We start from the raw sequence: 13,164 nt of genomic DNA on the forward strand, positions 1-13,164 counted from the left end.
GGTGCGAGGCGCCGAGATCAGTGTTGCAAGGCTATTGCGTCATCCGCGCATTGAACGCGACAAGAGCGGTCGCGAGTCCTTCGCCGACGATCCAGCGCGCCCGTTCGAGGTGCGATCGCCAGCAGGTCTCGGCCTCCTCGTGGGCTATGTCGAGTTGCATGAGTGTGGCTGCGGCATCGCGCCAATCACGCCCGGCATCATCGGCCTCGAGCAGCGCGGCGTAGAGTGCGAGGTTCCTTCTGTCATAGTCGACCACTTTCTCGCCGCTTGGTGCACGCCAGTCGATGCTGTCCATCAATGATCCTCGTCTCAAGGGACCTACTTAGCGAATAGGAACTATCGTTCCTAGCACTTTCGTTCCCATTCCGTGATCCACTTGGCATGGATCTCAAGGACGTTCTGGCCACAAATTTGCGAAGAATTCGCCATGAGAAGGGACTGACCCAGGAAGATCTAGCTGGGCTGACCGGCCTTAGCCTTCGCTACATCGGTTCTATCGAGAGAGGGCGGGTTTCCGCCAGCGTTACTGTGCTTGGAAAGCTCGCCGCCGCACTCGAAGCCGATCCGTGTAAGCTCATTATGTCGTGATCTACCCGAGTTTTGGACTTGCCCGCGTCAGCTGCATAATGTTCCAGCGTGATCCCGCTTTAACGATGTGTGGACCAGCCTGAACCATTCTCTCGCCACAGCTTATCATCCGACGGACCAGAGATTTCCGATACTCGCCATCACCTGGCCAGTCCCCCGGCCCTAGGATGAGTTCGGCGGTCTCCCGGAGGCTTGCCCCAGCCGTGCGAGCGTCTGCGGCGTGGAGCGCCAGGAGCCTGTCGGCCAGCCGAAGATGTCGATGGGTGACGACCCGACTCCCGACGAAGGCGTAAATGACGGCAAGCTTCTCCTCGAGGAGGTGATCGTCTGGCAGGTCGAATCGCAGCGAAGCCGGCCCCGCCAGCACGGTGCCTTCGATGATGTCCAGTCGAAACGGCGGGCCGTCGCGATCAATCAGCACGTGTTCGCCCGCTCGACTACGAACGACGCGGTCGACCTCTCTGAATTCGAAGGCGCGCTCTTCCCGGCCTCGGCTAAATGAGGCGCGCACCGCAAGAACGCGCGGGTCAACGTCCGCCGACCAAAGCGGCCGTACGTTTGCGCAGCTGTACCTTGGATCTTCAGCGAAAGTGCAACCCCCAGCGCGCAGTAAAGTCGGCGTCTGCAGCAACCGCTTGGACCGGCGGCACCCGGAGTTCCGCATAAGCAGCGTGATATTCCGGGTCGCGACGTAGTACTTCCCAAGCGAGCGCACCGGGTCCGTACCTCAGGATCGCATCATAGGCTGCCGGATCGAGGCCGCGAGTCACGCTAGTCCCGTCCGCCTCGTTGACCGCGAACGAATGCGGCGGCCAATGCGGTCTGATCCGGTCTGAGCGCGTCTATCGCCGGGAGGTAATCGGGCACGTCGTCGGCGAGGAGGATAGCAGGCGACTGCCCCTCAACATTGCCGAGGTTCGGGCGATGCTGGGCGTAGCCGACGAGCGCGGCCAAGTCCGGACTGAACCGCCGCGCGACCGCCGGTGGATAGACCAGCCATTGCAGCTCGAACGGCTTCAGCCAGCCGAGACAGTAGCTGATCACGATGCCTCGACGAGGCGCGGAACCTGCGTTGCCGCCGCCGCCATGGAGCGTCGAGCCGAGGAAAATGAGCGCGTCGCCGGGCAGGACCGTGGGCACAACGCTGTCATCTTCAGGTAGCAGGCTATCCGGGTCGTCGATATGGCTGCCTGTCCACAAGCGCGTCCCGCCATTCGTCCGCGTGAAGGTGGTGAGCGGCCACATCACGTTGACGAGGTATTCGATGCCGCCTTTTGGGCCTCCCCACATATCCTGGTCTCGGTGCGGCAGCTGCGGTAGCGCACCGGGATGGATTTCGATCGCCTGGGTGAGGTTCAGGGAGATCCGCTCGCATGAGGGCAGCAGGGCCTGCTCGACGACCGCGAGCACGAGCGGGTGCATCACCAGTTGCGCAATGCCTCGGGAGCGCGTGAGCAACGAGCCGAACCGCTTGGTACGTTCGCCGTAGAAGGCGCCCTGACAAAGCGGAGTGCCCGCAAAGCGGGCATCGAGCTCGGCATCAATGCGCCCAATGAGATTGGGATCGACAGCGCGGCCGAAGATGCACCAGCCGTCGCGTGCCAGGATGGCCGCGCAGGTGTCGACGCCGGTCATGCGGCCGCCCCGTTCAGTGTTTTCATATACACGCCGGTCCAGCTGAGGCGCTCGGGCGTGTCGCGATCGATCGCGATCAGGAACGCACCGATGGGACCTCCTGCGATGCGCACGGCAGGCCCCAGCGGTTCTGCGCGCCAGCCCATCGCCAACACCTCCTTGCGGAATGCCTCGGGAATGACCCCGGTGTAGCGATCGATTCCGCGAGCGAGCGCAACGTCAACCATCGCGCTGAACAAGGCATTGCGGAGGCGCCGCCGCTCATCGGCTCCGTGACGCTGCGGCAGGCACAGCCTCGAACTCTCCCAGGTGCGAGGATCAGCCGGCACCCCCAGCGGGCACAGGTGAGCGAAGAGCGTCCCGAGCATATGAGGCTCGCTCGTCGGGTAGAGCCGGATCGAAGCAGCATGCCGCCCCTCACCGTCGTCCGCGATCAGGTAAACCGTATGGCCATTGTCGAACTGATCCATTTCATATTTCCCGTCGACGACGGGCACATCCCAGCCGAACAGATCGACAAACAGCCTCTTGCGATCGGCGAACATCGACTGAAGCAAAGGCCGCTTTGCAGCCGCGAGGTGATCATCGACGACATGGATCATGAGAAGGCTCCCGAGACTGTGATGGAGCCAAGGATGCAGCTTCTCACAGCTGCCTGCAGGCCGAGTGATTACTCGGGTTGACGGCGCAATTCGTGGAGCCCGACCTCGCCGGCGAGCACCGCGCTGACGACGAGTTCGGTGCGGTCATGTGCGCCGAACATCTCCCGCGCTTCGGTGAGGTATCCGTCGACCGTCCGAGGAGACAGCGCGAGTGCTCGGGCGATTTCCTTGTTGCTGAGCCCCCGTCCGGCAAGAACGACGCAGTCGCGAGGTCGCGGGTGGAGCTGGGGTGGCGGGAACCGCCGATGCGCCGCGCCCGAGAGGCGGCGTGCGGCCTGGAACGCGAATATGCCTGCGACCTGAACTACACCCAGTCGCCGTTGGGCGAGGTCTGGGTGCCTTGTCCCAGCAAACGTGCACGATCCAATACAATCGCCGAGCAGCACGCAGGGCACGGTGATGCCCTGGTTGAGACCAAGTGCAAGGCCAAAAGCCAGCGATGCCTTATCGCGACGATCCAAGTCGATGTAGCGATCGAGATCGCTCCAGAGGAAAGCACTGTCGGCAAAAAGGCAGGCTCGAAGGATCGGGTCGCGACGGAAATGGCCTTCTTGGAAGAGCCTCTTTTCGACGGCTTGCGGGTAATCCTTCATGTCGACGCGACCGAAGCTGTCGTCGCTAGGTGCCGAATGATGAATCAGCGCATAGTGGCGAAAACCGAGTTCACGAGTGGCAGCCACCATCAGCGCGCACAGTTCGCTCTCCGACGCGGTCGCGCGGACCGCCGCGAGGAAGTCCTCAGCAAACTGCGATTCCGAGGCCATTGTGGATCGAGGCATTCAGCCCAGACTCGGTTGACCGATTACTCCTTTGGCATGCCCCTTGCCGTGATACTCGACGCGCCACGGCGGCGAGCGAGCTAGTCGTGCAATGCGGCGAGAAGTGCCGCACTTTCCCCGATCCGATCGAGATTCACCATTCCGGTTGCATGATAGCCGCCATCTACGTGGACGAGTTCGCCGGTCACTCCTCGACCAAGCGGCCCGATAAGGGCAATCGCCGCGCCCGCCACGTCTTCGAGCGTCGTTTGCCGTCGCAGCATGCTGTTGTGCTCTGTCCAACTGACGATCGCGCGGATATCATCGATACCGCTTGATGCGAGGGTGCGGATCGGGCCCGCAGACAAAGCATTTACCGACACCCCGCGGGCACCCAGATCCGAAGCAAGATATCTGACGCTGGCCTCGAGTGCCGCCTTTGCCACGCCCATGACATTGTAGTTGGGAATAACCCGCTCTGAGCCCAGATAGGTCAAGGTGAGGATCGCCCCGCCGTCAGTCATGAGCGTCGCCGCACGCTGTGCAACGGCCACAAGACTGTAGCATGAGATGTCGAGGGTCTTTCGGAAATTGCTACGGGTCGTGTCGAGAAAAGCGCCGCGCAACTCCTCCTTGTCCGAGTAGGAAATGGCATGCACGAGGAAATCGAGCGGTCGACCCTGGAGATGTGCGGCTAGAGCCTCGAATGCTTCGTCGATGGAAGTATCGTCACCGACGTCGCAGGGGATCATCGGCCAATTCCTCTGACCGACCAGTCGCGTCAGTCGTTTCTCGACCGCCGGGTTGGCGAATGACATGATGCAGTTGCCGCCGCTTCGTTCAACGCCAAGCGCGATCGCCCAGGCGAGAGACTTCTCGTTGGCAGCACCCATGATCAACCCGGTCTTCCCGGCCATAAGCGTCGACGTGGGAACCGTCATATCTTGTGCTCAGTCTGCTCGGGACACGAAGATGACGACGTTCGCTTCGGCATGTTGGGGGCCTCGCAAATAGCAGACAAGTCCCGGGCGCTGTTGCTGTTGGGCGCGCGAAGCGAAAGCTTGCAATCGGCTTCGTTCGCGCAACGCGCAACTGTACCTGATGTGCATAAAGAGCTGCCTGATGCCCGCAGTGAGGTGCTGAAGCAGGCCGAAAGGCAACCCGGAGCAAACGTCAGGCGGACATGACCAGTATGGAACACGACGAAACCTGCTTCCACCTTCCGGGTTACCATTTCATGCCGATTTCCCTCAGAGCTTCCATAATTGTGCACTTCAAGCGGCCTCGGCAGCCGACCTGGCAAAATCGAGCACGAAGTCGATCTGGAGAACCTTCTTGCCGTCCTCAAGCACCGGCGCGAAGATCAGGTCATCGACGATGCCGCCAGCGCAATCGTCGTCGACCCATTTGCCGCCGGCGAAATAGCTTTGCGTCGTCAGGTCACGGTAACCATCGGCGCGGAGCTTGAAATGTACATGGGCAGGCCGCCAGCAGTGTCGACCCATCATGCTCAACAATCCGCCGACGGGCCCCTGATCGGGGATCGTGTAAGGTACTGGCATCGTGGTCGCGACCTGGAACGTGCCGTCGGCGGCAGACCTGACGCGCCCCCGGTAGAGATCGGCGGACATGCCCTTGTGAAACCCCGTATAGGCGCCATCGGGCGTAGAATGCCAAATATGGACGGTTGCGCCTTCGATTGGCGCGCCGTTCGGCGCAGTTACCCGACCGCGGATCATCAGCGGCTCGCCATTGTCCTCCGGAGAGACCTTAAGAGCGCCGCTCACCCACGGCACGTCCTCAATGAAATACGGCCCTTGAATAGCTTGGGAAGAGTTGCGACCTCGCTTGTCCTCGGCCTTAACGACCAGATGCTCGATAAAGAGATCGACCAATAGCGGGATTTCACGCTCAGCCTGCACGCGCGCAAGGAACTGCACGCCTTCGCGGTACTGCTCGCGATCGACCTCGTTTCGCGCCAGAACTTCGGCAACGGCTTGGGATAGCTCGTCGACAATTTTTGCAATTCGTTCCGAATCAGACATTATGCTCTCCGCGGTTCTTGCGCCCGCCTGCTGCGGCACGCTTCCTCTGCAGTGGAGCTTCGGCTTTTGTTCCCGTTAGGCCCATGCTCGCTCGTCCGGAACTCTTGGCAATCGTCTGGAGAGCGATGTCGAGCAATACAAATCCGGACGGAAGTCAGCGATTTCGGACTTACGGCTCCTTCGGTCGGCGCTGCTGTGCGCTAAGCGATGTCTAAGTCGTAGCGAATTGCTCGGCCAGATACAGCGTAGGGAGAGAGGCGGATGGCAACCCGAGCCGACGACGAGCAGACACGTACCTTTGCGAAGGTTGTTCCGACCAACACATATGGCCAACGCTTTTGGTCAGGCGCGTCTGACCTGATCGGGCGGAAGACGCGGGCTTGGTTCGGTAAGCTACCCGGTTTCGGCTTCGTTCGGAAACACAATGATACGCCGATGCTTCAGGCTCTGACGTCCAAGAGCGAATTCATGGCCTCATGGTTCAAGCAGCCTTACGGAACTCCGGACAAGCCGTCTTCGATCGAAGAGATGCCGTGGGACTATATCGAACGGTATCAGGCGGAGATACCGTTCTTCGGACTCCGAGAATACTGGTATCCCGCCCTGGAATCCCACGAACTCAGCCACAATGAGCACAAAGCGGTTCGGCTGCTCGGTGACAACCTAGTCCTATTCCGCGACAAGAACGGCGCACCATGCGCGTTGGAGAACCGGTGCCCGCACCGGAGCGCACTTCTCACGCTTGGCGAGGTCAATGTGTGGGAAGTCGGCACTATCACCTGCCGATATCATGGAATGACTTTCAACAAGCATGGCGACTGCGTTGCGTTTCTGTCTGACGGCCCCGACAGCCCCGCCTGCGGAAAGGTGAAGGCGACGTCCTATCCTGCAGAAGAGGTTGGCGGCATAATCTGGGTCTACATGGGCGTTGCCGATCCGAAGCCGTTCCTTGATTCGATGCCTCACGCACGGGAAGTTATGCACGAAGGCGTTCGCGTCCGGCACCGCGTGACAGTCCCTTATAGCCACCTCAATCAACTCGATAACACTGTCGACATCACCCATGTCGGCTGTCTCCACCGGACCTGCTACCTCTTCGGCGACCAGAAGATGGGCGGCGGAATCGCCTATGAGGAACTACCGGGCAACGGCATTCACGCCCATCTGCGGGAAACAGGCGGCCACGGAGGATCGAAAGCGATCGACGAGATCCGCTGGTTCATGCCCAACCTTGTCCATCACGGTGAGGAGTTCATGGACGGCGGCGTGCATGGGCTCTGGTTCTGGTTTGTGCCCAATGACGCTGGCTCGTTCACCGGCTGGCTCATCGGCTCGATCAACCAGCGCAAGGTGGGCAAAGTTCGCGCAAAGATGATCGCCGCTATCCTCGGTCGCGCGCTTACTTCAGACGCGCTGCCTGGCATGGCCTGCTTTATGGGCGGCGACGCCCCGATGCAGATGTCGCAGGGTCGGATTGTGCGATGGGACCAAGAACAGCTCGCACGGACGGATAGGGCCGTCCTCAAGGTTAGGAGTATGCTGAAGGAAGCCTTCAAAGAGGAGCAGGCGCTGAGGGTGGCCAAGGGGCTGGACCCACTCGCGCATCGCGTCACCCGCGTCGGCTATCCGGCAGCTTGAGTTGAGCCGGCACCATGACGCGACCAAGCATTCCCGCCCGCGTGGTCTCGAAGGAACGCGTGGCGACCGAGATTTGGTCGTTTCGCTTCGAGGTCGCTGCGGATGCGTTCGTCGCCGCTGAGGCCGGATCGCATGTCGATGTCGAGCTGCCCAGCGGACTCATTCGGCAATATTCGCTTGTCCACGTGCCGCACGGCAGCATCTACCAGATTGCCGTGCTCCGCGAGGAAGGCGGTCGGGGCGGATCGCGGGAACTGTGCGACCAGGTCGGCGTCGGAGACACGCTAGGAATATCCGCGCCCCGGAACAATTTCGCGCTCGAAAGCGGAAAAGCTCGGTATCTGCTGATCGCGGGCGGGATTGGACTGACACCATTGTTCGCGATGGCCGAGACGCTGCATGAGCGGCAAGCCGACTTCGAGCTGCACATTTGCGCGACGTCGCCGGCCAACGTGGCGTTTCTTCCCGAAATTGAGGTAGCACCGTGGGTGCAACGCGTGCATCTTCATTACAGTGCGGGTGACCCTCCCTCGCCGCTCGACATTCGCGCGTTGCTGTGCGCGTCACATTCCGACACCCAGATCTATGTCTGCGGACCGAAGCGAATGCTCGCGGCCGTCGACGAGGCGACACGCGGGTGGCCGCCCGGGCGGGTGCGTACCGAGCACTTCGCTGCGACGGCAACTGTCGCAGGGGACGACGAGAACGGCTGCTTCGAGGTTTTGGCGGCGCGGAGCGGAAAACGCTTCACGGTTGAGGCCGGCGTGTCGTTGCTTGACGCGCTGCTGGCGAATGACATCGCCGTTGAAAGCTCATGCCGCGAAGGCACGTGCGGATCGTGCGTGACGCCGGTGATCGCCGGGGAACTCGTTCATCGGGATTCATGCCTGTATGAAGACGAGAGAGTAACGGGAAAGACCATGGCCGTCTGCGTATCGCGAGCGAAGCCGGGCACCGATCTGGTTCTCGATATCTGACAAGGACTAGCGCAGTCGCGCCCGCCGATACGAACTCGGGCTAACGCCCATCATGCGTCGGAACGCCTTGTGAAAGGAGGCGTCGGATTGATAGCCGACGCGAAAGGCGACATCGGCGACAGACAGTTCCGCAGTCTCGAGCAGTCTGGTCGCTCGCGCCATCCGCACGCGGGTTAGATAGTCGATCGGAGGCTGACCGACCGTTGCCTTGAAACGTTCGGCAAGGACCGAGCGCGAGAGGCCGCCATGTCGGGCAAGACCTTCGAGCGACCACTCCTCCTGCGGGCTTTCGTGAATCGCCTGGAGCACGCGACGGATATGCGGGTCCGACATTCCGGCAGCAGCGTTGAGACCCTCGGCCTTAATCTCGCGCAGTACGTGCTCGATGAGAATGATTGCGGCAATTTCGGCGAGCCGATTTGAAATCTGGCTGCGATCTTCGCCCTCGCAGGCGGCATGCTGGCGCAGCATTCCAAAGACCAGATCGAGACGATGTCCGCTGGTCATTTCCTGCCGCGTCAATGTTACCACCTCGGGAACAATGTCCGGAAGCGGATTGGTCGACGCCGCGATGCTGGTCGCAAAGACGAGGCTGCCGCTGTCATTCGAAACCGATGCCGGCACAAATGGCGCCTCGAGGCGCTGCACACGACAGAGCCGATGACCGGCGACATAGATTTCGTGATCGGTTCCCTTCGGCAGGCTACAATGGCCGCCCTCCTCGACAAGGATGATATCGCGGTTCGGAAGCTTGACGGCAAAGCTGCCGCACTCGGCGTTGTAGGCCATCGCGTTCATATTGCCGCGCACCTGGTACCGGGTGCCATTGACCAGCCGGATCAATCGGGCGTGCAGTGCGGTGACGCGCAGTTCGGGGACTCGGATCATGGTCTCAAGTTTCGATTCCGCGTCTCAGTGACTGCTCCCGATCGATGATGCTCGCAACCGAAGGCCGCTGCCAGACCTCCGCCGCATGCCGACGGAGATTGCCGAAGCGCCCCGCCAGCGATGCCAGAGCCGGGCGGTCAAGCCAGCGAACATATACGGCAAGATAGGAATCGCACAGCGTAAAGCGATCGCCGACCACCCAAGGCCGGTCCAAGAGAAGGGCATCGAGCTTCTCGAAAGTATCTGCCAGTGTTCGCAGGCCGGTCGCCGCGACATCGGACTGGCCGGCCAGGCTGGACGCTAGACGTTCCACGCGGAATATCGGTCGAAATGCGATGTGCACCGTGCTTGAGAAGAGACACAGCCAAGCGGTTGCTACTGCCCGCGTCATCGTTCCGGCCAGAGGCAGCAGTTGCCGTTCCGGTGCCAGGTCGGCCAAGAAGAGCTGGATCGCGACGTTTTCCGTGAGTGCCGTTCCGCCGACATCGAGCGCTGGCACGCGCCCCCATGGGTTGCGCGCCAGATGTGCAGGAGCATGAGTGTCACCGTTCCGCGTGTCGACAATCTCGATGCGGTAGGGAAGGCCCGACTCCTCCAGCGCAATCCATGTCGCAAGCGAGCAGGACCCGGGGCCGTGAAAGAGTGTGAACGTTTGGCCTTCGCTCTTCACGTGGCAAGCCTATTCAATCGCTGCCTTGATGAACTCGACGGCGGCGTGATGCGAGCGGCGGGCCGCTTCGGGGTCGTAGCCGAAGGCTCGAACCGAATTGTAAAAGCCGTGACCCGCGCCTTCATGCAGGTGATACTCATGGCCGGGCATATTGCGCAGCGCTTCTTTCAGCATCGTCTGTACCTCTTCTGGAATGTGCGCGTCGCTGTCGCCGACATGGACCTGAAGCGGGCATTTCAGATCGCGGAGCATCTCGCGATATTCCGGTACCTGCACAGGGTAATACGAGACAGCCGCATCGACGAGGCCGGCATGGGCTGCGATGATGGCCTGCTTGCCGCCCAGGCAGAAGCCGACGGCCGCCACCTTGCCGTTGCAGCCGGGATCGGACCGCAGGGCGCAGATGGCCGCCGTGACGTCGGCTTGCAGGCGCGCTTCATTCAATTGCTGCCAGTAGCCGATCGCGGTCGTCCGCTCTTCGTCGGAATAGCCGAGTTCGATGCCCGGAGAAATCTGGGCGAAAAGGTCCGGTACGAGAACGATGAAGCCATCGGCTGCAAACTGGTCGGCCGCAAGACGCATCGCGTCGTTCACGCCGAAAATCTCCTGCAGCAAGACGATGCCGGGGCGCGGATGGTCCGACCCACCAGTGATGTATCCGCCGATAGTGTCGCCTTGGACGGGTATTTGGAAGTTGAGCATGCGTTTTTCCTGAGCAATGACGTCATTCAGTCGGCCACGAGTGGCTCGTTCACATCAGGCGCCCCGGGGGGTGTCACCGCGATGAGGAAGGCGCGATCGAAGCAGGCCTTGATCCAAGGCTGAATGACGATGCTTTCGCGGATACCAGCCAAGGTGAAGGGGTCGTTCGCAACGAACTCGTCGACCTCTTCGCGCGTCATGTCGACGATATAGTTTCCGCCGCGCACGGTCTTGCCGTCGTCAGCAAACGTGGCGCCTGCTGCCAGGATCTTGTGCGCGCGCGCCTTGATATACGCTCTGTGAGGCTCGACGGCCGGAACCCGGTCGGCTGCGCTGTCAGGGCGGTCGGTAATGTAGATCGAATAATGCATCGGATTGTCTCCTGGTCGCTAGGCCTCGCGACTAAAATGGCGCACCTTGTCGAAGTCGAGATCGAAGCCAGTGCCGGGCCCGGACGGCACCTTGATCTGGAACTCGCCATATTCGGCAGCTGAGGTCGTAAGGTCCTCGGCAAGCAATCGCGGGCCGATCAATTCGCATCCCCACGGAAGGTCCGCGAGCGCCGAAAACAGCTGCAGCCCGGCTCCGGTCCCGAACGAGCTTTCAAGCGCCATACCGCCGTAGAGTGGAATTCCCGCTGCTTCGGCAGTGGCCGCTGCTTTGTAGGCACGCCGAAGTCCGCCGCCCTTCGCGATCTTAACCGCATAGATATCTGTCGAGCGGCGCACGAATGCATCATGGGCGTCGTGAAAATCCCACAGGCTCTCGTCCGCGAGCAGGGGCATGTCGAGGCGGTCCGCGAGACGCCCCATCCCTGCGATGTTCCAGCTTGCAATGGGCTGTTCAACCAGAGCGAAGCCGGCATCCTGTAGCCGGGGCAGGAGGCGCTGGGCAGTTGGCTCGTCCCACGCTTGGTTGAGATCGACCGTGCAGCGAGCCTCGGCAGACATGCTGTGGATCGCTTCCGCCGTACGGATCGCACGCTGCGCCTCCACTTCTGGATCGCCTTTGCCGATTTTGATCTTGAACGTCCGATGACGACGCTCGGACAGCTGGAGCTGAGCGTCCTCGACGTCCGCTTCGTAAGCAGCGGTCGCCAATGCCCAGAGGACAGGAATGCGGGTCCGCACGACCCCGCCGTAGAAAGCACTGATAGGCACGTTCATCGCTCGTGCCGCTGCGTCGGACGCGGCGATGTCGACCGCCGCCTTGGCGAACTGATTCCCACTCGCAGCCCGGTCCATCGCGCTCAGCAAGCGTTCATGCGAGAAGATGCTTAGTCCGATGACGGCGGGCGCGAGATAGCGGTCGATAATGACCTTTATCGTCTCGGCACATTCGCCGCCCCAGAAAGCTGTCCCACCGGGAGTCCCACCCTCTCCGTAACCGATTGCTCCATCGGCGGTGCGGAGCGTGACGATGACCAGGCTTTGAGTCGCGTGCGTGCCCGAGGCATGGAAATGGGCGCGCTTGAGAGGCAAATCGACGATGGCTGTCTCAATCGCATCGATGCGGCCTGCATTTTGACTGGAGCTGATCGGCTCTTCGATGGCGAAATCGGTTAGGGGAAGCATAGGGAGGATTCTCCGATTGCAGCTGGCAGTCAGTGGGCAGGTCGCCTTGATTGAAGGTCGATCGTCATGAGATCGTGTGCGAAAAGGGTGCGACCGCTGAACGACCGGGCGATCTGAGCGGACAAGCGCTTGTCGGACCCATCACTCGGCGAACTCACGCCCGGTGAGATGTGCGAGATGACCAGCAATTGCGGCGCGATCGTCGTGGCCATCTTTCCCAGCGCCTGAGCGTCTAAGTGGCCAGCCGCCATCCGCGTCCGCAGTCCCGGGAGGTCATCGCGCTTCAGGTGCATCGAGCGCTCAACGACTTCCATCGCGGCATCGACGTCGACGACCTCTGCGACCATAAGGCTGACGTTGCGTCCCAAGGCCTCGACGGCAGGGGACGGGCCGGTGTCGCCCGTGAACAGGGCGGACCATCCCGACGCATCAATCCGATACGCAAGCGACACTGGCCTCTTCACGTCCAGAATCTGGTCCGCGTCGAGATGACTGTTCCGCGCGAATGCGATTCTTAGGCTTGGAAAAGCCGATAAAGTAACTTGCTGCTCAGGGTCGGCGCCGCACTCGGTGACCGTAACCATCGAGGCTATCGCCGGAGCATCGGCCCCGAGCGCTCGTGAAGCCTCGACTATCGGCCCACTGGCTCGCGCGAGTGCATCGACCATAGCACGCGTTCCAGGTGGACCCACGACTTCGAGTTGACCCTGCGCCCGCATGGCCCAGCGATGCAAGAGCAAGCTCCACAAGGCAGCGACATGATCAATATGCAGGTGAGTTATGAGGATCGTCTTGATCCTGTCCGGCCCGAGACCGGCCTCTGTCATGCGCTCGATGCTTCCTTCACCCGCGTCGACCAGGAGAAGTCCCTCCGGCAGAACGATCGCAGACGCGCTTTGCGCGCGCGCGGTTCGAAGCAGGGGGCCTCCGCCCGTTCCTAGCAAAATCAGTCGTGGACCATGTGTCGGCGTCGACATCGGGAGTGGCTGGGCGACTGCCACAGTAGCCAGCATTGCGCCTGATCCCA

General features: G+C 61.5%; 17 protein-coding genes. 4 read left to right on the top strand and 13 right to left on the bottom strand.

All coding sequences use genetic code 11. The features are described 5' to 3' along the window. Window positions 1-31 precede the first annotated feature (31 nt). The gene (locus EBMC1_RS01950; protein WP_003039744.1) at window positions 32-295 is read right to left on the bottom strand and encodes a hypothetical protein; all 264 of its coding nucleotides are present in this window, start codon (window positions 293-295) and stop codon (window positions 32-34) included. An 86-nt stretch (window positions 296-381) separates the two neighbouring features. Between EBMC1_RS01950 and EBMC1_RS18015 the strand changes: the two genes are divergently transcribed. Together EBMC1_RS18015 and EBMC1_RS18615 are read left to right on the top strand one after the other, a co-directional pair. Continuing rightward, window positions 382-588, top strand: coding sequence for a helix-turn-helix domain-containing protein (locus EBMC1_RS18015; protein WP_003039747.1), 207 nt, complete (start codon window positions 382-384; stop codon window positions 586-588). Between the two features lie 220 nt (window positions 589-808). Beyond that, a complete protein-coding gene (locus tag EBMC1_RS18615; RefSeq protein WP_040589131.1) occupies window positions 809-1,090 on the top strand; it encodes a hypothetical protein in 282 nt (93 codons plus the stop codon). Between the two features lie 79 nt (window positions 1,091-1,169). Here EBMC1_RS18615 and EBMC1_RS18960 read toward each other — a convergent pair whose 3' ends face one another. From EBMC1_RS18960 to EBMC1_RS01980, 6 genes are all read right to left on the bottom strand, one after another. Continuing rightward, on the bottom strand, window positions 1,170-1,358 hold the full coding sequence (locus EBMC1_RS18960) for a transcriptional regulator domain-containing protein (RefSeq protein WP_442852378.1): 189 nt from the start codon (window positions 1,356-1,358) through the stop codon (window positions 1,170-1,172). Window position 1,359: 1 nt separating this feature from the next. Next, window positions 1,360-2,223: a phytanoyl-CoA dioxygenase family protein gene (locus EBMC1_RS01960; RefSeq protein ID WP_003039754.1), complete on the bottom strand. Its 864-nt coding sequence runs from the start codon at window positions 2,221-2,223 to the stop codon at window positions 1,360-1,362. Continuing rightward, window positions 2,220-2,825 carry an acyl-homoserine-lactone synthase gene (locus EBMC1_RS01965; protein WP_003039757.1) on the bottom strand — a complete coding sequence of 202 codons (606 nt, stop codon included), beginning with the start codon at window positions 2,823-2,825 and terminating at the stop codon, window positions 2,220-2,222. The genes EBMC1_RS01960 and EBMC1_RS01965 overlap by 4 nt, the downstream gene beginning before the upstream one ends. Window positions 2,826-2,893: 68 nt before the next feature. After that, the gene (locus EBMC1_RS01970; RefSeq protein WP_003039758.1) at window positions 2,894-3,649 is read right to left on the bottom strand and encodes a LuxR family transcriptional regulator; all 756 of its coding nucleotides are present in this window, start codon (window positions 3,647-3,649) and stop codon (window positions 2,894-2,896) included. A 95-nt stretch (window positions 3,650-3,744) separates the two neighbouring features. Then, the gene (locus tag EBMC1_RS01975) at window positions 3,745-4,584 is read right to left on the bottom strand and encodes an enoyl-ACP reductase FabI (protein ID WP_003039761.1); all 840 of its coding nucleotides are present in this window, start codon (window positions 4,582-4,584) and stop codon (window positions 3,745-3,747) included. A 333-nt stretch (window positions 4,585-4,917) separates the two neighbouring features. Next, window positions 4,918-5,688, bottom strand: a complete 771-nt coding sequence (locus EBMC1_RS01980) for a dioxygenase family protein (RefSeq protein WP_040589132.1) — start codon at window positions 5,686-5,688, stop codon at window positions 4,918-4,920. Between the two features lie 261 nt (window positions 5,689-5,949). On the opposite strand from EBMC1_RS01980, the gene EBMC1_RS01985 reads away from it, so the two are divergent. Together EBMC1_RS01985 and EBMC1_RS01990 are read left to right on the top strand one after the other, a co-directional pair. Further along, entirely contained in the window at window positions 5,950-7,326 is a 1,377-nt protein-coding gene (locus EBMC1_RS01985) for a Rieske 2Fe-2S domain-containing protein (RefSeq protein ID WP_003039765.1), read from the top strand. Between the two features lie 59 nt (window positions 7,327-7,385). Beyond that, window positions 7,386-8,303, top strand: a complete 918-nt coding sequence (locus EBMC1_RS01990; RefSeq protein WP_003039768.1) for a PDR/VanB family oxidoreductase — start codon at window positions 7,386-7,388, stop codon at window positions 8,301-8,303. A 6-nt stretch (window positions 8,304-8,309) separates the two neighbouring features. Here the strand turns inward: EBMC1_RS01990 and EBMC1_RS17705 are convergent, their stop codons facing one another. From EBMC1_RS17705 to EBMC1_RS02020, 6 genes are read right to left on the bottom strand one after another with little or no spacing between them, the layout of a single operon-like run. Beyond that, a complete protein-coding gene (locus EBMC1_RS17705; protein ID WP_003039770.1) occupies window positions 8,310-9,191 on the bottom strand; it encodes an AraC family transcriptional regulator in 882 nt (293 codons plus the stop codon). A 4-nt stretch (window positions 9,192-9,195) separates the two neighbouring features. Continuing rightward, complete coding sequence (locus EBMC1_RS02000) at window positions 9,196-9,861, bottom strand: glutathione S-transferase family protein (protein WP_003039774.1); 666 nt, start codon at window positions 9,859-9,861, stop codon at window positions 9,196-9,198. A gap of 9 nt (window positions 9,862-9,870) precedes the next feature. After that, window positions 9,871-10,563 carry a dienelactone hydrolase family protein gene (locus EBMC1_RS02005; RefSeq protein ID WP_003039777.1) on the bottom strand — a complete coding sequence of 231 codons (693 nt, stop codon included), beginning with the start codon at window positions 10,561-10,563 and terminating at the stop codon, window positions 9,871-9,873. Window positions 10,564-10,589: 26 nt separating this feature from the next. After that, complete coding sequence (locus EBMC1_RS02010; RefSeq protein ID WP_003039780.1) at window positions 10,590-10,934, bottom strand: YciI family protein; 345 nt, start codon at window positions 10,932-10,934, stop codon at window positions 10,590-10,592. An 18-nt stretch (window positions 10,935-10,952) separates the two neighbouring features. Next, complete coding sequence (locus tag EBMC1_RS02015; RefSeq protein WP_003039783.1) at window positions 10,953-12,137, bottom strand: muconate/chloromuconate family cycloisomerase; 1,185 nt, start codon at window positions 12,135-12,137, stop codon at window positions 10,953-10,955. 29 nt (window positions 12,138-12,166) lie between these two features. Beyond that, complete coding sequence (locus EBMC1_RS02020; protein WP_156000891.1) at window positions 12,167-13,150, bottom strand: MBL fold metallo-hydrolase; 984 nt, start codon at window positions 13,148-13,150, stop codon at window positions 12,167-12,169. Window positions 13,151-13,164 lie beyond the last annotated feature (14 nt).

Source organism: Sphingopyxis sp. MC1, assembly GCF_000371385.1.
GTDB lineage: Bacteria > Pseudomonadota > Alphaproteobacteria > Sphingomonadales > Sphingomonadaceae > Sphingopyxis > Sphingopyxis terrae.